Source organism: Pauljensenia sp. C0170B5 (genome assembly GCF_056590195.1).
On record NZ_JBWPVR010000006.1, the window covers coordinates 53,050 to 71,620 of the forward strand.

Genomic DNA, 18,571 nt, shown 5'->3' on the forward strand with positions numbered 1-18,571 from the left:
GCCTCTAGGAGCGTCGCAGATTTTCAGTACATCTCATCAGCCTGACAGCTTGGTTTTGGGCAACATTTCAGCCGGCACGCCAGGCAGCAGGCCCTATTTTTCGCACCCATCAGCCCCAGAAGCCTTCGTATGAATACTCCGTAGTTCTTAACAAACAATTTATCACGAACGCATCTCGCGCTAGTAGGGCGCAGCTTGGCATCCCCATCGCCGCAACAGATTGTAGATTGGCCACCAGCATGCCCGCCAAGTCTCCGGTAGCTCGACCGGACATGGAAACAATCCCCATACACATCATTAAGAGCAATGGCGATGATGTGTGTATTCCTGCCAACAACCGGTAACAACACAACCAGAACACTTCAGTTCGAAGCTACTGCTGCCGTCCCGTTTGACATCACCGAGGCTGAGTTGGATAGGGCGTCACTTTCCCGTCACGGTCCGATCACCTCGTGGCAACAATCAGGTGCCATGGTGATTATTGAAGCCCGCCACGATGGTTGACGCTGCGCAGCTTCACATTCAGCGCCAGCGCTATTGCCCATCAGCACAGTACGCGACCTTATTCACGAATACGGTGCCGCTATCGAGCCGTGCGCAATTTTCCTGCAGGCTTCACGACTACGTAAGAGGAAGGATCAAGAAGATGCTCCGAAATGCATCACGTGTAGCAACCACTTTGCTGGCGTCGATGTTGACGATCGCAGGGATTGGGATCGGCTCCCATCCGCTTTTCGCTGCGTATGCCGAATCTCCCGCAGATGTTGCGGCATCCGGATATCTAGACCTGACAATGAGCGGTCAAGCCAGCGTGACCCGACAGGAAGAAACACAGGTTGGACCGGGAATCATGTTGACTGAGTTCGAGCGCCTTGAACCACGAGGGTGGCAGCAGGGCGCAGTTCTCGACGTCGACCTGACCAATCCTGAGGTATCACTGGACTACCTCGATTCAGGTATCGTCGCCGACACGGCCACCCTGGTTGAAATGACTCAAGTAACAGATGACATCAAAGCCGCGGTCAACGGTGATGGATTCGACATCAACAACTCAGGAGCTGCCAATGGTGTTGGTGTGGATCCATCTGAAGGAATTGTGAAGAGTTCAGTTCCCGGCAGACCGATCCTGTCTTTGGTGATGGATCATAACAAGATCGCGTCGATCACCGATGCAACTCTTAAGGGAAGTGTTTCCGCGCAGGACTGGACCACGCCCATTTCCTCCGTCAATACTCAGGGCCTTGCCTCCGATGCAGTAACCGTATATACCTCCCGATGGGGAGAATACCAACGCGGCTCGGGAACGCTGCAGAAATATCCTGACGCGTTGGAAGTATGGCTTGATTCTGATCACCGTGTGGTCAAGACTGCGCAGAAACTCGGACAGGAGGCTATTCCAGCTGGTCAGACGGTTGTTGCCGCAGGGCAGGGTGAAATCAGAGACCATCTGGCTTCACTGGCACTGGGCGACGTCGTCAATGTCGAATATCAGGTTGTCACGTCAGATAATGAGGAACCCCTCTTCGCAATAGGTGCATTCCACCCGCTGGTGCGCGCGGGGCAAAACGTCGCAACAGATAAATCGGTGCACCCTCGCACTGGTGCCGGTATCAATACTGATGGGACCCGTTTGATTCTTGCTGTCATTGATGGACGCTCGTCAAATTCCCGAGGTATGACGCTTCCGGAATTCGCTGATTTCTTCCTCCAGCTGGGTGCAAGCGACGCAATCAATCTTGATGGCGGTGGCTCATCCACAATGGTGGTCAATGATCCAGGCGACCAGGATGTCACGGTGGTCAACACGCCTTCTGACGGATCGCTGCGCGCCGATGGCAATGGACTGGGAGTGGGCGTCAAGAAGGGATCCGGACAGCTGACCGGCTACGCTGTTTCGCCGCTTTTCCAGGCAAACGGAGCTAAACGCCTGTTCCCCGGCTTCCATCGTCAACTTGTCGCCAAGGGCTTCGATGAGAATTCTTGGTCGGTTGATCAGCCGGTTCAGGAGTGGACATCCAGTGACCCTGCGATCGCAACTGTAGATGCGGACGGCCTCGTCACTGCTGTGGCTGCCGGCTCGGTCACAATTACTGCCACGAACGGGAATGCTTCGGGCTCTGTTGAGCTGAAGGTACTTAACGAGATGGATCGTCTGCTGATCACACCAAACACGCTGTCGATTCCTGACCCGAACGTGACACGTTATGCCAATGTCATGGGATATGACTCCTTTGGATTCGGAGCTCCCATTGAAGTGACTGACATCACCGCTTCCGGGGCGACCGGCCTGGTCGACATTACTGCGGGGAAGAACGCGTCGCTTGCTCTTCATCCGCTTGTTGAGTCAGGCGCAGGAACGCTGACGATACAGGCCGGCGATTTTTCACAGCAGCTCGCCGTCATGGTGGGCACGTCACGCATGAAGATCACGTCAATGGAAGGCGCTGATCAGTACACGAATTACGGTGCTCGCACGACGACCTCGTCGATTGCTGTGTCGACTGAAGGCCACACCGGCGAGGACGACATCACAGCGGGCATTAAGGACACTGAAGCCATTGCACTGACCAATGGTTTCAATAAGCAAGGTGGTACACGCACCAACAACATCAAACCCAATGCCGCAGCCGAGCACTATGTCCTCCCCCAGGGCAACGTGATCGAAGTGGGCGCATGGTTCAAGGATGACGGTACTCCGGGAAACCAACCGATGGTGTATTTCGCCGTTTCCGATGCTAACGACCAGTGGAAGTGGCTCTACGCTCAGCCACGTATTTCAGGGAACGACTGGCAGTACATCTCCGTTCCGGTCCCCCAGGACATGGCAATGCCTGTGCAGGTTCAACGCGTGGCAACGTATGAGACTGTCGGTAGCAAACAGTACGTGTCGACGACGCTTATCGACGACATTGAAGCGGTTGTCGCACCTTTCGCCACCGCGCCGGAAGTCAGTGTGTATCAGGATCCATCCGTCGATCAGGCCGGATCAACTGATTCGTCTCCACTTCGGGTCGCGATCATTTCCGATGCACAGTTTGTTTCTGAAAACCCGAATTCATCTCTTGTGCAGGCTGCCCGCCGCGTGCTGCGCGATGTGGTCGCACAACGCCCTGATCAGATCCTCATCGTCGGCGATTTCACTGACGAGGGCGAACAGGGCGACATGGAACTCGCCAAGCAGATACTTGACGAGGAACTTGCCGGCACCAACATTCCCTATACGTATGTTCCCGGCAACCATGAGGCGATGAAGGCCGATGATCTTGCCCCCTTCAAGGCTGTTTTCGGTGACACCTACACGGCGCAGACCGTCAAGAACACGCGGATCGTTACACTCGATTCGCATCCATACAACCTGTCGCATGATGCCGCACAGATCAAGTGGTTCGAGCAGCAGCTCAACGATGTGATCACCGATCAGGACACCACCGGGTTGATTCTGGCTCTGCATCATCCCACCCGCGACAATCTGACGAACGCCTCTGCGCTGAACGATCCGCAAGATGCAGCGCTCATTGAGCACTGGACTGCGAAGGTTCGTGATGCCGGCAAGTCGGTGCTCGTCGTCAACGCAGGCGTCGGAGCTTTCGATGTGTATCAGGTTGATGGCGTGGTCCACGTGACGAACGGCAACGCAGGCAAGGGACCGCACTCTACACCGGATCGTGGTGGATTCACAGGCTGGACCATGTTGGGAATCAATCCAGACCAGGGCCTGTGGCGAGATTCCGCTGGCGAATGGCTGAATCTTGAGATTCGCCCATTTGTCGACGAGCTGACAATTGAGGGACCAACCCAGCTCACTCAGGACGATCCCATCAAACTGACTGGCACCATTGTTCAGCATGAGGGCGATTCTCAGCGGGATGTACCGGCAGCCTGGCCTGTGTCGTTCCTGTGGTCATCGGCTTCTCCGCTCGTGTACGAGGGCGACCCATCCGCTGCTCCAGCGCATGCGGCAGCGGCTCTCGATTCGTCCACAGGAGAGCTGGTTGGACTTGAACGCGTACTTGTTGACGGGCAGATCGTTGTTCCCGATGAGAATACGCGTGTGGTGAACGAGGGTGACGGCGTCAAAACGGAGAGCCGTGACGTGCCGGTGACTTTGACTGTCAACGGCACGTCGAAGAGTTATCAGGTCTCAGTTGTTCTTCCTGTCGCTGAGCGTGTTGAACCCGTGTTGACTCCGTCGGTAAGCGCTGAATCTGCTCAAATTGAACGCGGCGAGATGCAGGCGTTCAAGGCCAGCGGTTTCCAGCCGAATGAGCAGTTGAGCTTTATCGTCCACTCTGAGCCCATTGAGGTGGCAACTGTTACCTCTGATGCAGAGGGGAATGCGGCTGTGCAGTGGCGCGTACCTGCAGATTTCCAGGTCGGACCACACACCGTTGAGGTGACAGGCGTGGCGTCGGAAAGCACTGCGTCGTCTCAGTTCGAAGTTGTTTCCGCATCTCTTCCAGATCCGGATTCACCTGGCGATCCTGACAAACCGTCACATCCAGATACACCTGGTACTCCCGACGGCAATGGCAACTCGTCAGGGACGCCGTCGGATACGAATGCCGGCCAGGACGGAACCCCCGGCGCCGGCCAGACGTCAGCGTCTGATCCGACTGGTCGCATCACGTCGTCGCACGGCTCTGCTTCAGGGCTGGCACAAACGGGAGCGCACACTGCTTCCCTGCTGATGCTGAGCAGTCTCTTCGCTCTTCTTTCGATGGGAGTGTCGGCGAATCGCCGTCGCCATGCCGATCGGTAGAGCGTGATGTGAGTTCCTCACGCGTTGAGGGGGGAAGGAACAGCTGTTCCTTCCCCCCTCAGTGCGCAGTGCAACTATTCGCTGCAGCGGAGCGGTAGGCGCTACTTGCTCAATTCAATAATCGCCGGCCCTGCCCAGCCCGCCTCGCACGAAATGTGCAGGCATGTGCCGTCCTGATCCACGCGTACTCCCTGGACCGGGACAGCCGTTGCGACTGAAGCGTCAGTCAGCTCGACATCGAATTCGGCGCTGTCCACTGTCGGATCTTCCGGAGCAGCGAAGAGGAACTCGGTGGTTCCGTCTGATCCCACTTCTGCCCATGCACCATCAGACGCGGACGCAGTCGCCGATCCACGATGGTCAATTCCAGCCAGTATCGGATGTGCAACCTGCATCCATCGGCCGATCGCCCGCAGTGAATCTGCCTGCCACTCGGGAATGGTTCCGTCCGCCTTGGGGCCAACGCCAAGCAGGATTCGTCCGTCACGCACTGCTGCGTCAACGATCGTGTGCAGCAAGGTACGCGGATGCGGTCCGTTTTCAGGGCCTTCAACCTGGTTGTAACCGAATGACAATCCGAGTCCGCGGCAGTTTTCCCAGATACCCAGGTCCTCATTGTCAAGGTTCATCTGATACTCGCTGGTGACATAGTCGCAGTGCGGCACCTTCCACCTGTCATTGACGACGCCTTCAGGGCAGGCTTCGTAGTAGCGGGCAAAAAGCTGACCAAGTCCGTATGGTTCGGTCGTGTTCTTTGCCGCATCGGGATAGTTGATGTCGTTCCACAGCACGTCCGGATGGTAGCGCTCAACCAGCTCATCAATATGCGCGGCCGCGTACTTGGCGTATTCCTCATCACGAGGACGATCCCCTTCGTTGACTGATTCGTGTGTCGTATGAGGCGGGAATGGTCGCACATGCCAGTCAAGGCCACCGGAATAGTATGTGCCGAATCGCAATCCGGCCTTGCGTGCAGCGTCAGCGTAGGCTCCGACCAGATCCTGGTGCGGTCCGCGCTTAACCGTGTTGCGGTCTCCTGTCCCCACAGCGTCCCATAAGGTGATGCCGTCGTGATGTTTGGTCGTCAGTACGACGTAGTCAGCGCCTGATTCCTTGAACAGCTCCATTAGTTCGGAGGCGTCAAAAGAGTCCATGTGCCACTGATCCAGCAGGTCGTCATAGTCACAGCCGCCCCACTCCTTCCTGTGGTGTTCAGCTGCAGGCGAGCCGGGGATACGGATCGTGTTGTAGTACCACTCCGCGTAGGGATTGTGGGTGAACCACTCCAGTGGATCCTCGACAGTTCCCAGTTCTGCCGTGGGCTCCGCCCATGCGGGAAGTGAATACACCCCCCAGTGAACGAAAATGCCAAGCTTGGCGTTCTTGAACCACTGCGGTGTGGGCCGCTCCAGATCTGACCAGTCCATGTTGTCCTTTCCTGACATTATGAGTATCTCTCCTATCGGCCGCCGAAGCCGCCCAAGTTAATTCCGCGTGCCAGCTGCTTTTGCATCACGATGACGATCACCAGCGATGCGAGCACCGACACACTGGCCGCCGCCATGAGCGCACCCCAGTCCGTTCCGCGTTCGCCGCTGAACATCTGGAGGCCCAGTGGGATCGTGGCCTTGTCCGAACTGTTGATGACGATCAATGGCCACAGGAAGTTGTTCCAGTAGTCAATGAATGCGAAAGCGGCCACAATTGACAGTGGACCCCTCAACAGCGGCACAATCACCGACACGAGGATTCGCAGTTGTCCGGCTCCGTCGATCCTCGCAGCTTCCTCGTAGTCACGAGGAAGGGAGAGGAGAAACTGACGCAGCATGAAGGTTCCGAACGCTCCGAATGCGAACGGCATAATCAGCGCCACGTAAGTATCGACTAATCCCAGCTGATTGGCACCAATATACAGAGGGATAACCAGAACCTCCATAGGCAGTACCAGCGTCGCTAGGTATGCGGCGAACAACTGAAAGCGACCTTTGAATTCGATGCGTGAAAACGCGTAAGCGGACAGCACCGATACTGTGCATGCGATCAGAGCACCAATACCTGCAACAAAGAAGGTGTTCAGAATAATCCGCAGGAATGGCACTGCCGTGAAGACCAGCGAAAAGTTCTCCCATGCGATTCGTGAGCCGAACAGCGATCCTCCAGAGCTGAATATTTCAGCAGTAGGTTTGAGGGCGCTCGCGAACATCCAGATAAACGGGAAAACAAAGATTGCACCGACGATAAACAGACAGATGATCGAAACAATCCTGCTGATGCGTACCCTGCCGATAGTCATGCGCTTCTCACTGATCATAATTCACCCACTTTTTCTGTCCCGCAAACTGCACAGCGGTAATCAACATGACGATGACGAAGAGGACCCAGGCAATAGCTGAGGCGTATCCCAACTTGTCGTAGCTGAATCCCTGGTTGTACAGGTAAAGGACAATCGTTGTGGTTGAGTTTCCAGGCCCGCCCTTAGTCAGCATGTATGGCTGAGCGAAAATCTTGAACGCACCGATGAGCGTCATGACAGTACAGAAAAACAGTGCCGGCGACAGTAGCGGGAAGATCACTTTCGTGAAGCGTTGGACAGGCCCCGTACCGTCCACGCGAGCGGCCTCCAGCACCGAGGGGTTGATGTTGTTCAGCCCCGCACCGAGAACCACGATGTTGTATCCCACGACCTGCCACAACGACATCATGACAAGTGCAACCATTGCCCAGGTTTCGGACGCGAGCCATGCCGGTCCGGAGATTCCGAGAACCCCCAGGAAGGAGTTCACCACCCCATGTTCATCCAGCATCAGGCGCCACACCAGTGCGTTGGCCACCATCGGTGTCACAACGGGAATAAAGAAGATGACGCGGAAGAAACCTGCCAGACGGCCTCCCACACTCTGGAGCCATACGGCCACTAGTGTGGAGACAATCAGGTTAAGAGTCGTGTAGAAAATGGCGAAGATCGCCGTATTCAACAGGACCCGAAAGAATGCAGGATCTGACCCATTGAGCAGATTCACGTAGTTGCTGACACCAACGAAGGTGGGAGAACCGTAAAGCTGCCAGTCAAAAAGCGAGATAATCAGCGAGAACACCAAAGGCAGAACGATGAAGAGGAAGAACCCCGTCATTCCAGGCGCCAGATACGGAAACGCCTTTGGATCCCACCGTGATGTTCCCTTCGGGACCTTGGCAGGGACCCGAGTCTTTGTGAGTTGAGTAGCCATGAATCTACCCGTTACTTAATGGAGTTCTCTAATGAAGTGAGAATTTCCTGTGCAGATTTCTCGCCGGTGTAGCCGTTTGATACGTTTTGTGTGAACTCGACTTCAAGTTGCTGCCAGTTCTCCGTTGTTTCGTAGGTCTTGGCATTTTCGGTCATGTACTTGACGATCTCGACATCGTTCGGATCCTTGCCTTCTGCCCAACCGTCGAAGGCTGCGTCAATGGCGGGAACGTTTCCGTGCGACCGAGCAACATAGCGCATCACATCCGGAGTGGTCATCTTCATGATGTTCTGGAAGGCTGTCTCTTTATCAGCGCATTTTTCAGAAATTCCGAACCCTGATCCCTGCACCATGCCAATCGACTCTCCACTGCGCGATGGAACGACTGCCATTCCTACTGACAGTCCCTCGGTGCTGACGAGCGAGTCATAAACCCATGGGCCATCAATAATCATTGCAGCTTTGCCGGCACGGAAGGTCTGTAGTTGGATATCTTCAGCATCTGCAGCCAGCGGCGCTTTCATCACTTTGTGTTTAGCGGCAAGGTCAAAAACGTCCTGAATAGAATCGACTGTGGTCTGCTCAGTAAGCTTGAGCTCTCCGTTTTCCACGACGGCCCCACCATTGGCGTAGACAATCGAAGCTGGCGTCTGGAAGATGGGCGGAATGGACACTCCATAGACATCACCATTCGTCAATGCCTTTGCATCCGCAACGAACTGATCCCACGTGTAGTTCTTTCCTGGATGTTCAAGACCGGCCTGGTCGAACAGGTCCTTGTTGTAGTACAGGATCAGCGGCGCTGCGTCATAAGGAATCGCGCGAAGCTTCCCATCAACGGTAAGTCCCTTGAGCATTGCTTCGTTGTAGGCGCTCATATCAACGTTATTGCTGGCGACCAACTCATCGAGGGGAGCGAGCAGTTCCTTCAGCTCCTGTGCGCGTGCGGCCTGAGTGGTCAAAATGCATGGTGCGTCTGAAGCACTCATTCGGGTTTTGACTTTTGTCCAGTAGTCTTGGAACGACGGGCCTTCCATTTCGAGGTTGAATTCGGGATCTGATTCTTTGACACCGTCGACGAACGCCTGCCACTGTGCACGGTCAGATTCGTTGGAGATCCACGTGTACATTGCATTCGCACTGTTGGAGGATGACCCTCCACCGCACCCGGTCAGGGCGAACACGCCGATCAATGCTGCCACACCGATTGCAGAGCCTATCCGCTTCATCATTACTCCTTTGTTAACACTGTCATCTTCGACCAATCCGAAAAGCAAAAGAAACTTTCCGTTAACGGTAACGGTATCAGCAATGAGCTAACAAACACAAGCCGAAAACGATTGTCCCTGTTAAACCCAAATTCTAAAGAAAGATCACCATCTCTAAAACTCGCATTGATGCAGGTCACAGTCACTTCATAAGCCTCCGACCCTCAGATGCTTCCACACATCCAAACACACCACCTCTTGCTGTGCAGTACCTCTAGCAAGAGACAAATGGAAACCATTCTCGAAAAACTGCGCGATTTGTCGCAACTTTTGGGAGGCTCAGACGATATTTTTTCCTCTCAAATGAAGCGTCAGGATTGGTGCCGGCAGACACTTGTGACGACGTTTCGAAAAAAAACGAATCTCAAAGTAAACAAAAAAACATAAAAACCATAACGAAAAAGCCACGGCTCTCCTTTCATTTGAGAGAAGAAACGTGACATTAACGTTCTCGACGGGGCAGAACACAGCACAGCACTCCCCCGCTTCGCAGGTACGTGAATTACTTGCGTCTGATCAGGGAAATATCGCGTGCCGCACCCGTCGATGCGGAGGTCGCAGTAGCGGCATACAGCTTCAGTGCGCCTGAGACCTGACGGTCACGATTGACAGGCGTCCACGGATTCTCGCGGCGTTCCTGCGTGGCGCGGCGACGCTCAATTTCCTCGTCGGGCACATCCAGTGACAGGACTCCCTCGTTGACGTCGATGATGATCCGGTCACCATCCTCAACCAAGCCGATCAAGCCGCCAGCAGCAGCCTCGGGGGAGATATGTCCCACCGAGATGCCGGACGTGCCACCGGAGAAACGGCCATCGGTTATCAGCGCACATTCCTTGCCCAGACCGCGCCCCTTGATAAACGAGGTGGGATAAAGCATCTCCTGCATTCCCGGCCCACCTGAGGGCCCCTCATAACGGATCACCACGACGTCACCGGCTCGCACCGTCTTGTCCAGGATCTTCTCGATCGCCTCTTCCTGCGACTCCATGACCCGCGCCGTTCCTTCAAAGTGGAACAGGGACGGATCGATACCTGCGGCCTTAATGATGGCACCCTCAGGAGCAAGGTTGCCCGTCAGCACCGTCAGTCCACCCGAGGCCGTGTAGGCATGCTCGACATCGCGAATGCAGCCTTCCACAGTATCTAGATCCAGTTCAGTCCACTGATTGGACGTTGAGAACGGTTCGGTGGTGCGCACGTTGCCGGGAGCTGCGTGCCACAGGGCGATTGCTTCATCAGTGGCGTGCCCGCCTCGAACATCCCAATCTGCCAGCCATTGCTCCAGGGACGGGGAGTGAATGGCGTGCACCGTGTGACGCAGGAAGCCCCCACGATCCAGCTCGCCCAGGATGGCCGGGATGCCGCCGGCGCGGTGGACATCTTCCATGTGGTAGTCGTTGTGGTTCGGCGCAACTTTTGACAGACACGGTACGGTGCGCCCCAGCTCAGCAATATCCGACAATGTGAAATTGACCTTTGCTTCAACGGCAGTTGCCAGCAAGTGCAGCACAGTATTGGAAGATCCGCCCATCGCCATGTCCAGGCTCATGGCGTTCCAGAATGCATCCCTCGTCGCAATGGATCGCGGGAGAGCAGAGTCGTCCTCGTCGTTGTAGTAGCGCTGGCACAAATCAACGACGAGGCGACCGGCACGCTCGAACAATCCGCGTCGCGCGACCTGAGTAGCCAGCGTGGAGCCGTTGCCGGGAAGGGACAGTCCGAGTGCCTCAGTCAGCGAGTTCATCGAGTTAGCAGTGAACATACCCGAGCACGAACCGCACGTCGGGCACGCGAGACGTTCGATCTGGCCAAGCTCATCGTCAGAGACTGCATCGTTGGCAGTTGCGTTCATGACGGTGATGAGGTTGCCGTGACCGCTGTGCGACGGTCCGACAATGGCGTCTTCAGGAATGTTCTTGCCTGCTTCCATCGGACCGCCGGATACAAAGACCGTCGGAATGTTGAGGCGCATCGCTGCGATCAGCATGCCGGGCGTGATCTTGTCACAGTTGGAAATGCACACCATTGCATCGGCACAGTGTGCGTTCACCATATACTCGACCGAATCCGCGATCACTTCGCGTGACGGCAGGGAGTACAGCATGCCGCCGTGTCCCATAGCGATGCCATCATCAACGGCGATCGTGTTGAATTCCTTGGCGACGCCACCGGATTTTTCAATCTCAGAAGCGACCAGCTGGCCGATGTCCTTGAGGTGGACGTGGCCGGGAACGAACTGGGTGAAGGAGTTGACGACGGCAATGATCGGCTTGCCAAAGTCAGAATCTCCCATTCCGGTTGCGCGCCACAGCGCGCGAGCGCCCGCCATGTTGCGTCCCTGAGTCGACGTTGCTGAACGAAGCTGTCGAGCCATCAGTACCCCTCCTCCTGGTGTTGTTCTTAGCCTAGAGAGTTCTTGGTGACAGTGCGTCAGGAGGGCCACAGCGTGGACAGTGAGGTGACCACCACGTTGCCGTCAGGTAACCAAGGTCGGTTTTTGCAGTGACTTGAGTCACAGAAAAGAGGAGGGTCTTGTCTCACATAGATTCACCCTTTACGTTCGTCAGGGGGTGAGACTTATGTCCCAGGGAATGGGAATGACTTTTGGCCAGCAAACGGCCGCTGCCGGGATCGTCAGCGAGTGTTTCGATACTACGCGCACAGCTTTCGCTGACTGCGCGAACACGATCCAGTGCAATTCGTCGCGCGTCACAGGCTCAGGAATGAAAGATTTTATGGCGGCAGTCAATTCCATCGGGGAATCGGCTGCCAGTCTTTCTGAAGCGCTCAGCAAGCACGCGCAGGCGCTGACCACCGTTGACCAGACGACTGCGGCGACTGAATCGCACACCACTGGAACCTTCAATCCGCGCATCTCCACACGTCTAGGATCGTAATGAGCACCACATCTTTAATTTTCCACGATGATGCCGCCCAGGCTATGCAGCAGGCGTGCAAAGCAGCTTCCCTCACTTTTGCGCAAGACTCCCGCGCAATGGCGGCAGATGTGCTCTCAACTGTCCACGATTGGGTTGAAGGCTCCGAATCCCGCGTCTCCCATGACCAACACCTCGACAAACTGACAGACCACGCCCGCACCATCAGTGACGTTCTGAAGGCCGCATCGTCATCGGTTGATCGCGTCCGCACCCTCGCCCATGAAACTGAAACGAAGAATGTCGCAATTTTGGATTAGGAGCATCCCCCATGCCCAGTCATGATTTTGAGGTCGATATCGAAGCCCTCATTACGGCCGCCCAGAAAACGAGCGAAGCAGTTCAGCTCAAAAAAGACAACGATATTTCCGACTACGTTCCTACCCAAGCTGATCTGGCCAATGACATCATGTGGTCGGCAGTTGATGAGTTTCAGTCACGGTGGGAACGCGGCATCAACAACATGACGGACGACATCACGGAAGTAGCAGGGCGTTTGGGCAAGGTCGCCTCGAACTACATTGATTACGACACGAAAGCGGCGCAGGAGATGTCACAACTCGCATCTGCAGCCGCCCAGCTGCCAGGGCTTGCAGGGAAGCAGTAAGCCATGGGAGTCGAGAATCAGGGTGCACCGGTTTTCACCATCGAAGGGAACGCGGGAGCCATCTCATCACGCGCCTCAACTGTACGTACGCGCAGCAGCGATTACTCAGAGATCGCCCGCGCGCTGGATTCGATTTCCACCGAGGGGTGGATAGGGCGTGCAGCTGATCGATTCCGGGAGCGTTTCAGCGTGGAGCCACAACGCTGGCAGGAAGCAAGTGGAGGATTCTCCTCAGCTGCTGGCGCGTTGGATTCGTACGCGGACAACCTGACTCATGCGCAGGACAGTGCTGCGGCATGCCGCGCGCTCTACGAAGAAGGCAACCGGGTCACCGAGCAGGCACGCGCAGCTTATGAAGCTGAGGTCGCCAGGGGAATGCAGGAGAAAGCTGCCTGGGAGGCAGTCAACGGGCTCGGCACCTTCGCAGTGACAATTGCGCCCTTTGTTGACCCTGGTGAACCCATGCGCCAAGATGCGATTAATACATTTAATCAGACTGTCGCCAGCCTGGACGAATGTGCGCAGGCATGCGCACAGACGATCCGTTCCGCCTGCGAGTTTGCACCCGCAAAACGCAACTGGCTGGAAAGTGGACTGGCGTTCGTCGGTGGCATCCTCGTCGGCGCCGGTGAGGCAGTCGGTGACCTCCTCAACCTCATCACAGGCCCTCAAGGTTTCATGCTGGACAGCCTCACGAAACTGGCGACCGGCGACCTCACACCCGACGAAGCGGTTGCCAAGCTCCAGCTTCCTCTGAATGACGTCTCCGCGATGCTAAGCGCGCTGAAGAAGGATCCCCTGGAGTTTGGCAAGCAAATCGGCAAGGGAGTCCTGGACTGGGACACGTGGGCCGACGATCCTGCCCGTGCAGTTGGACACCTCGTGCCTGACGTCGCGATCGCGCTCCTCACCGCCGGCAGCGGTACGGCTCTGACCAAAGGCACGTCAACTGCGGGACATGCACTGAACAGCCTGGACGATATCGAGGACGGGGCACGAGCTCTGCGCGGCCTGGATAGTGCGGGTGACGGTGCACGGGCGCTGGGCAAGCTGGACGATATTGGCGACGGTACTCGAGCGCTCAACGCGGCCGATGATATTTCCGACGCATCACGCACTGCTCGTCTGCTTGATCATGCAGATGACCTGTCGGATTCCTCAAGGGGAATCCGAGGTGCCGATGATCTGGCTGACGGCGCCCGGGCAGCTGATTCAACCCACGATGCCCTCAATGTGGCTGACGACGTCGTATCAACCGACCACATCGAGCCGGTATCCGTCGTCGAAGATCTCCCCTACCAGGATTCTCGCCCCTCCCTCCGTAAAGGCGTCCCAGAGCAAGTCTGGCAAAATGCGGTGGAGGATTCAGTGGACGGAAAGGTGCGTGACCCCCTGACGGACACGGTCATGGAGTGGGAGCCGGGACAACCCCGAAAGGGCGTCTGGGACATGGGACACCGGCCTGGACACAAGTACTCCGATATGCATGAGCTGTACTTGAAAGGTGAGATGACACCACAAGAATTCCGCGACTGGTATAACGATCCTGCAAACTATCGCCCTGAGTTACCATCATCAAACAGGAGCCATCGAGCTGAGTAGATTGCATGGGAGCGGGTATGAAAATCTCTCTAACAGCGCGCTTGAAAACCGCCGACGAGTTCTTCGGGCAATTCACTGACGGCGACGAACGCGAGGCGTTCGACGGTCAGGCGCTGATCTTTTCGGCTCTGGCCAACACTAAAATTCCCGATCGCTACGACATAGCTGATTTCCTCCTGGAGCGTGACTGCGCATTGACCCCGGCAGGCTCGGAAGCGAACTCGCCCCTGCATGTCCTGCTCTCATCCAGAAAACATGATCTGCACCGTGACCTCAAATTGGCGCGCATTTTTCTTGATCGCGGCGTCGACATCAATCACCGCAACGCAAACAACGAGGTCGCTTTCGCATGGCTCGTCGATCTGCCTTTCACGGACGACGAACTTGCCGACCTTTATGACCTGTGGTTTTCTTCGCCGCACCTGCTCGACTTCACCGCCAGCTCATCGCATTATCGCGCTTGCCCCCTCGACGCTCTGGCCCGCATTGAGTACCGCGCCACACTCGCCCGACGTGTCCAGTCCTACATCCGCGAACGCTACTGCCCTGCGGCCGACTCCCTCGGCACGTGCCGGGTGGGAGCTGATGGTCAGGGACGCCCTGTTTCCCGCTGTATTCGCGAACAACCGTCGGCCGACGACGATTCGGGCTGGCTGTTTATTCATGAGGGCGACGACGCGCGACAACCGAAAAACGTCGCAACGGAGATCGTCCCACTGAGTACGATTGTTGCCAGCACCCCCGTGGTGATGTCGGTCCTTGCATTGCCGAGCGGCACGGACGTTCGCATCGTGAAAGGATCAGTAGGCACCACCATTGTGGAGACGACAACTGATCGGCTCGTTCCGGGCACGTGGCCTTTTGATTACGAGACATCTGAAGGAGCATCAAGCTGATGGCTGATACGCAATCCCCCGAGATCCCCGAATTTATCCCCAAGTCCGGCGCCTGCCTGGTGACGAACTCGATCCTGTCGGGTGAAGGTCGTCTGAAGTGGTGCGTGCGAGAGGAATCGGCCCGCCCCGAAGACAACGGGTGGCGTTTCTTCTCCCATATCGACACTGATGAGTACCTGGCTGATCCCTCGAACTTCACTGTTATCTCGTTCAATCACGCAATCAGCATTGAGCCTGCGGTGATGGGCCTGTACGACCTGCCTGTTGGCACGGACGTGCAGCTGGTGGTTGATGAGAAGGGGCGGCGTTTTATGGACAACGAAACAGGCGACGTCGTCATAGGGCCAAGCTCTGACGGTGATTCACCAGAAGATATCCACCAGGACTAAAGCCCCTGCACGTATTGACGCATCGACTCACCCTCGTTACTGTGGCACGTACATAGGAACACGGCTGCCGAATGGCCTGCAGAACCGCCGACTCGAGGAGACATCGTGGACTCGACACGACACATCGCACGACACCGACTATTTGCTTCCGGAATTTTGGCACTCTCGCTCATCGCAGCGGGCAGCTCATCATTTGCCGCTGAACAGGACGAGCAGCTTCCCCTCGGCCCCACTGTCACCCGTACCGATACGGGACCAACCGGGTACGAGGTAACGTTCCGCTACGAGGCGCCCGCCTATGTCGATTCCGTGCAGATCTATGGTGAATGGTTCTTTTCTCAACCTGATCGCATCACCACTCTGGGAGGCGGAGAACACCGCATTCCCGCATTGTGGCAGCCAGGGGACGTTCCCAATGCCCCATGGAAACTTCTGGAGATGAATCAGGGCGATGATGGTATCTGGGAACTGAAGGTGCCCCTTCCCTCAGGTACTTTCAGCTATTCATTCACCCATGAGTGCCCGCCGATCGCCGTCGATTCGTGCCAACGTCACGCAGATCCTGCGAACCCGGGGATGGCGGCAGAGCTGCCGGCGTATTCATCTCAGAGCCTGTCGCAGGTCTTCGTGCCGGAGAATCCCAATTATCCGACCTACGACAACGCCTATCAGGCGCCTCGCCCAGCCGATGAGATGGGGACGTTCGTCCATGAAACATACGACACGCATTATTCGCTGGCGCCTAAAGGCTCGCACCCGCTGTCCATCTATCTACCCCGCGGATATGATCCGGATCGTGCAGAACCTTACCCCGTGATGTATCTCAGCCACGGTTTCGGCGGAAATGACACCGACTGGTTCACTCAGGGGGCAGCACCCTACATCCTTGAAAACGCCATTGACGAGGGGGCAGCGGAGCCTTCCGTCATCGTGGCAACAAACTTCAACGGCCTGGGCGTTGACAGCCTGGTGCTGTCAACTTCCTATGGGCACGACATGGTGGAAAACGTCATCCCATTTGTGGAGGATCACTTCAATGTGTCGACTGAAGCCAAGGACCGGGCCTTTGCCGGCCTGTCACTGGGCGGTGCACGCGCCATTGAGCTGCTGACGAAGTATCCGGGCACATTCGAGTATTACGGTCTGTGGAGCGCAGGCAAACTCAGCTCGACATTTACCTGCGCTGAACGTGAGAACATTGCAGCGTTGCGTGGCACCATCCACGTGGGAACGGGCCTGCAGGACCACCTGTTCTTCATCTCCGAATCATCCCCTGCACGGGCCGAATCCTTGCGAAATATCGGTGTTGACGTCGCTGAGTTCAACCTGCCCGGCATCCATTCGTGGGATATCTGGCGCGCAGAGCTCAACGACTTCATCCGCAACGTCGCATTCAAGAAAGACCTGTAGGAAACGATCTCACGCTCACAGCACATGAAGTGACTGCACAAAGGGCGGGGAGCCTGTTTTTTCAGACTCCCCGCCCTCAGTGATAAGGCCACCCTCGTCCATTACCGTCGGTGGCAGCGCCGGTATTCAGCGCGGCACCACCTCGCCTATCGCGGTGAATAGCGGTGGAGGTGACCAGTCAGCGTTACTTCACCAGGCGGGCCCCTTCGACCAGTGCGGCAAGCTTGGCCCATGCGATCGACGGGTAGATGCGTCCACCCAGACCACAGTCCGTCGAGGCAATCACGCGATCAGAGCCCACGATGTCCACAAAACGCTGGATGCGTTGGGCCACCAGCTCGGGATGCTCGACCACGTTTGTGGAGTGGCCGACCACACCAGGCACAAGTACCTTGTCATCTGCCAGCTTCACGTCCTGCCACACGGTCCACTCATGTTCGTGGCGCGCGTTGGCAGCCTCGAATGAGAAGTAGCGTGCCTTCGCCGTCAGCACGTTATCAACGATCTCGCGCAGTGGGATGTCCGTAGTGTGAGGTCCGTGCCATGAGCCCCAGCACAGGTGCAGGCGCACCTGCTCTTCCGGGATACCTTCAAGCGCAAGGTTGAGCGCATCGACTCGAGTCTGAACGAACTCACGGTAATCCTCGTAGGTGGGAGCAGGGTTGACCTGGTCCCAGCCTTCGGCCAGTGAGGGGTCGTCGATCTGCACGATAAAGCCGGCATCAGTGATCGCCTTGTATTCCTCGTGCAGGGCGTGCGCGCAGGCTTCCAGTACTTCTTCTTCAGTGCTGTAGTACTCGTTGCCGATGCGGGCAGCCGACCCGGGTGCGACCGATGCAATGAAGCCGTTGCCGCGGTCGATCCCGTTCTTGTCCAGTGCGTGCGTCAGGCCTTCGACGTCATGACGGACGGCATCTGCACCGATGTAGGTCAGAGGACCGGTGATGACGGGGAACGCCTCGGGGCCCTGATCGGTGGCGATGTGAATGCCGGAAGCCGGATCTGAGTAGGCGTCGGAAAATGCCTGCCAGTCGCGACGTTCACCGAATGATGCCAGCTTGACTTTGCCACTGGAGGGCGCAGGCTCAACGCTGAATTGGGGATCTGTCCGCAGGTCAAGTCCGCCCAGGCGGGTAAAGGAGTAAAACCACCATGCACCGTAATCGACTGTCTGGGTCATCATGTGGCCGTACTCGCCGTCGTTGACCACATCCAATCCAGTCTGGTATTGGCGGGTCACGACTTCGTCCACGCTTTCCTGCAGAAGCGCTATGAACGCTTCCTCGCCCATTCGCTCACGCTCTGCATTCGCCCGGAGCAGTTCCGGGGTCCGCGGAAGCGAGCCAACGTGCGTTGTACGAATAGTCATGTTTATCTCCTCGTTAACGAGTTCAGTGCGCCTCCCGATTGACGCGCACCCCCTTACGGTACAGAACGTCAGATGTTTAATCGATGCGCATCCCACCAGATGGGC

At 56.7% G+C, this 18,571-nt stretch carries 15 protein-coding genes; 9 read left to right on the forward strand and 6 right to left on the reverse strand.

The annotated features are described in order from the left end of the window. Positions 1 to 306 precede the first annotated feature (306 nt). Together AC1EJZ_RS08170 and AC1EJZ_RS08175 are read left to right on the forward strand one after the other, a co-directional pair. Positions 307 to 504: a hypothetical protein gene (locus AC1EJZ_RS08170; protein ID WP_058236283.1), complete on the forward strand. Its 198-nt coding sequence runs from the start codon at positions 307 to 309 to the stop codon at positions 502 to 504. A gap of 142 nt (positions 505 to 646) precedes the next feature. Next, positions 647 to 4,759, forward strand: coding sequence for a phosphodiester glycosidase family protein (locus AC1EJZ_RS08175; RefSeq protein ID WP_480294529.1), 4,113 nt, complete (start codon positions 647 to 649; stop codon positions 4,757 to 4,759). Between the two features lie 101 nt (positions 4,760 to 4,860). Here the strand turns inward: AC1EJZ_RS08175 and AC1EJZ_RS08180 are convergent, their stop codons facing one another. The 5 genes from AC1EJZ_RS08180 to ilvD all read right to left on the reverse strand — a co-directional run bounded on the left by AC1EJZ_RS08180 (position 4,861) and on the right by ilvD (position 11,631). After that, positions 4,861 to 6,204 carry an alpha-L-fucosidase gene (locus AC1EJZ_RS08180; RefSeq protein ID WP_480294531.1) on the reverse strand — a complete coding sequence of 448 codons (1,344 nt, stop codon included), beginning with the start codon at positions 6,202 to 6,204 and terminating at the stop codon, positions 4,861 to 4,863. A 14-nt stretch (positions 6,205 to 6,218) separates the two neighbouring features. Further along, positions 6,219 to 7,070: a carbohydrate ABC transporter permease gene (locus AC1EJZ_RS08185; protein ID WP_058236281.1), complete on the reverse strand. Its 852-nt coding sequence runs from the start codon at positions 7,068 to 7,070 to the stop codon at positions 6,219 to 6,221. Further along, complete coding sequence (locus AC1EJZ_RS08190) at positions 7,060 to 7,986, reverse strand: carbohydrate ABC transporter permease (protein ID WP_227469057.1); 927 nt, start codon at positions 7,984 to 7,986, stop codon at positions 7,060 to 7,062. Before AC1EJZ_RS08190 ends, AC1EJZ_RS08185 begins: the two co-directional genes overlap by 11 nt. Positions 7,987 to 7,997: 11 nt before the next feature. After that, on the reverse strand, positions 7,998 to 9,218 hold the full coding sequence (locus tag AC1EJZ_RS08195) for an ABC transporter substrate-binding protein (protein WP_227469055.1): 1,221 nt from the start codon (positions 9,216 to 9,218) through the stop codon (positions 7,998 to 8,000). A gap of 538 nt (positions 9,219 to 9,756) precedes the next feature. After that, a complete protein-coding gene (gene ilvD / locus AC1EJZ_RS08200) occupies positions 9,757 to 11,631 on the reverse strand; it encodes a dihydroxy-acid dehydratase (protein WP_480294532.1) in 1,875 nt (624 codons plus the stop codon). A 205-nt stretch (positions 11,632 to 11,836) separates the two neighbouring features. Here ilvD and AC1EJZ_RS08205 point away from each other — a divergent pair, with 205 nt between their 5' ends. The 7 genes from AC1EJZ_RS08205 (at position 11,837) to AC1EJZ_RS08235 (ending at position 17,097) form a co-directional block, all read left to right on the forward strand. Then, positions 11,837 to 12,154 (forward strand): hypothetical protein, encoded by a 318-nt coding sequence (locus AC1EJZ_RS08205; RefSeq protein WP_070725059.1) that lies wholly within the window; start codon positions 11,837 to 11,839, stop codon positions 12,152 to 12,154. Beyond that, on the forward strand, positions 12,154 to 12,453 hold the full coding sequence (locus tag AC1EJZ_RS08210; protein ID WP_070725057.1) for a hypothetical protein: 300 nt from the start codon (positions 12,154 to 12,156) through the stop codon (positions 12,451 to 12,453). Before AC1EJZ_RS08205 ends, AC1EJZ_RS08210 begins: the two co-directional genes overlap by 1 nt. A gap of 11 nt (positions 12,454 to 12,464) precedes the next feature. Further along, the gene (locus AC1EJZ_RS08215; RefSeq protein ID WP_058236276.1) at positions 12,465 to 12,800 is read left to right on the forward strand and encodes a hypothetical protein; all 336 of its coding nucleotides are present in this window, start codon (positions 12,465 to 12,467) and stop codon (positions 12,798 to 12,800) included. Positions 12,801 to 12,803: 3 nt separating this feature from the next. Further along, positions 12,804 to 14,402, forward strand: a complete 1,599-nt coding sequence (locus AC1EJZ_RS08220) for an HNH/ENDO VII family nuclease (RefSeq protein ID WP_480294533.1) — start codon at positions 12,804 to 12,806, stop codon at positions 14,400 to 14,402. A 17-nt stretch (positions 14,403 to 14,419) separates the two neighbouring features. Beyond that, positions 14,420 to 15,298: a hypothetical protein gene (locus AC1EJZ_RS08225; RefSeq protein ID WP_480294534.1), complete on the forward strand. Its 879-nt coding sequence runs from the start codon at positions 14,420 to 14,422 to the stop codon at positions 15,296 to 15,298. Then, a complete protein-coding gene (locus AC1EJZ_RS08230; RefSeq protein ID WP_480294535.1) occupies positions 15,298 to 15,687 on the forward strand; it encodes a DUF2185 domain-containing protein in 390 nt (129 codons plus the stop codon). The genes AC1EJZ_RS08225 and AC1EJZ_RS08230 overlap by 1 nt, the downstream gene beginning before the upstream one ends. A gap of 105 nt (positions 15,688 to 15,792) precedes the next feature. Then, a complete protein-coding gene (locus tag AC1EJZ_RS08235) occupies positions 15,793 to 17,097 on the forward strand; it encodes an alpha/beta hydrolase-fold protein (RefSeq protein WP_480294537.1) in 1,305 nt (434 codons plus the stop codon). A gap of 184 nt (positions 17,098 to 17,281) precedes the next feature. Here AC1EJZ_RS08235 and AC1EJZ_RS08240 read toward each other — a convergent pair whose 3' ends face one another. Then, on the reverse strand, positions 17,282 to 18,466 hold the full coding sequence (locus AC1EJZ_RS08240; protein ID WP_070725048.1) for a cobalamin-independent methionine synthase II family protein: 1,185 nt from the start codon (positions 18,464 to 18,466) through the stop codon (positions 17,282 to 17,284). Positions 18,467 to 18,571 lie beyond the last annotated feature (105 nt).

Bases quoted from the DNA above. Each gene is read 5' to 3' on its own strand.
- AC1EJZ_RS08205 (WP_070725059.1), top strand. From the start codon at position 11,837: ATGTCCCAGGGAATGGGAATGACTTTTGGCCAGCAAACGGCCGCTGCC.
- AC1EJZ_RS08230 (WP_480294535.1), top strand. From the start codon at position 15,298: ATGGCTGATACGCAATCCCCCGAGATCCCCGAATTTATCCCCAAGTCC.
- AC1EJZ_RS08185 (WP_058236281.1), bottom strand. From the start codon at position 7,070: ATGATCAGTGAGAAGCGCATGACTATCGGCAGGGTACGCATCAGCAGG.
- AC1EJZ_RS08170 (WP_058236283.1), top strand. From the start codon at position 307: ATGGCGATGATGTGTGTATTCCTGCCAACAACCGGTAACAACACAACC.
- ilvD (WP_480294532.1), bottom strand. From the start codon at position 11,631: ATGGCTCGACAGCTTCGTTCAGCAACGTCGACTCAGGGACGCAACATG.
- AC1EJZ_RS08195 (WP_227469055.1), bottom strand. From the start codon at position 9,218: ATGATGAAGCGGATAGGCTCTGCAATCGGTGTGGCAGCATTGATCGGC.
- AC1EJZ_RS08225 (WP_480294534.1), top strand. From the start codon at position 14,420: ATGAAAATCTCTCTAACAGCGCGCTTGAAAACCGCCGACGAGTTCTTC.
- AC1EJZ_RS08175 (WP_480294529.1), top strand. From the start codon at position 647: ATGCTCCGAAATGCATCACGTGTAGCAACCACTTTGCTGGCGTCGATG.
- AC1EJZ_RS08220 (WP_480294533.1), top strand. From the start codon at position 12,804: ATGGGAGTCGAGAATCAGGGTGCACCGGTTTTCACCATCGAAGGGAAC.
- AC1EJZ_RS08210 (WP_070725057.1), top strand. From the start codon at position 12,154: ATGAGCACCACATCTTTAATTTTCCACGATGATGCCGCCCAGGCTATG.
- AC1EJZ_RS08215 (WP_058236276.1), top strand. From the start codon at position 12,465: ATGCCCAGTCATGATTTTGAGGTCGATATCGAAGCCCTCATTACGGCC.
- AC1EJZ_RS08240 (WP_070725048.1), bottom strand. From the start codon at position 18,466: ATGACTATTCGTACAACGCACGTTGGCTCGCTTCCGCGGACCCCGGAA.
- AC1EJZ_RS08180 (WP_480294531.1), bottom strand. From the start codon at position 6,204: ATGTCAGGAAAGGACAACATGGACTGGTCAGATCTGGAGCGGCCCACA.
- AC1EJZ_RS08190 (WP_227469057.1), bottom strand. From the start codon at position 7,986: ATGGCTACTCAACTCACAAAGACTCGGGTCCCTGCCAAGGTCCCGAAG.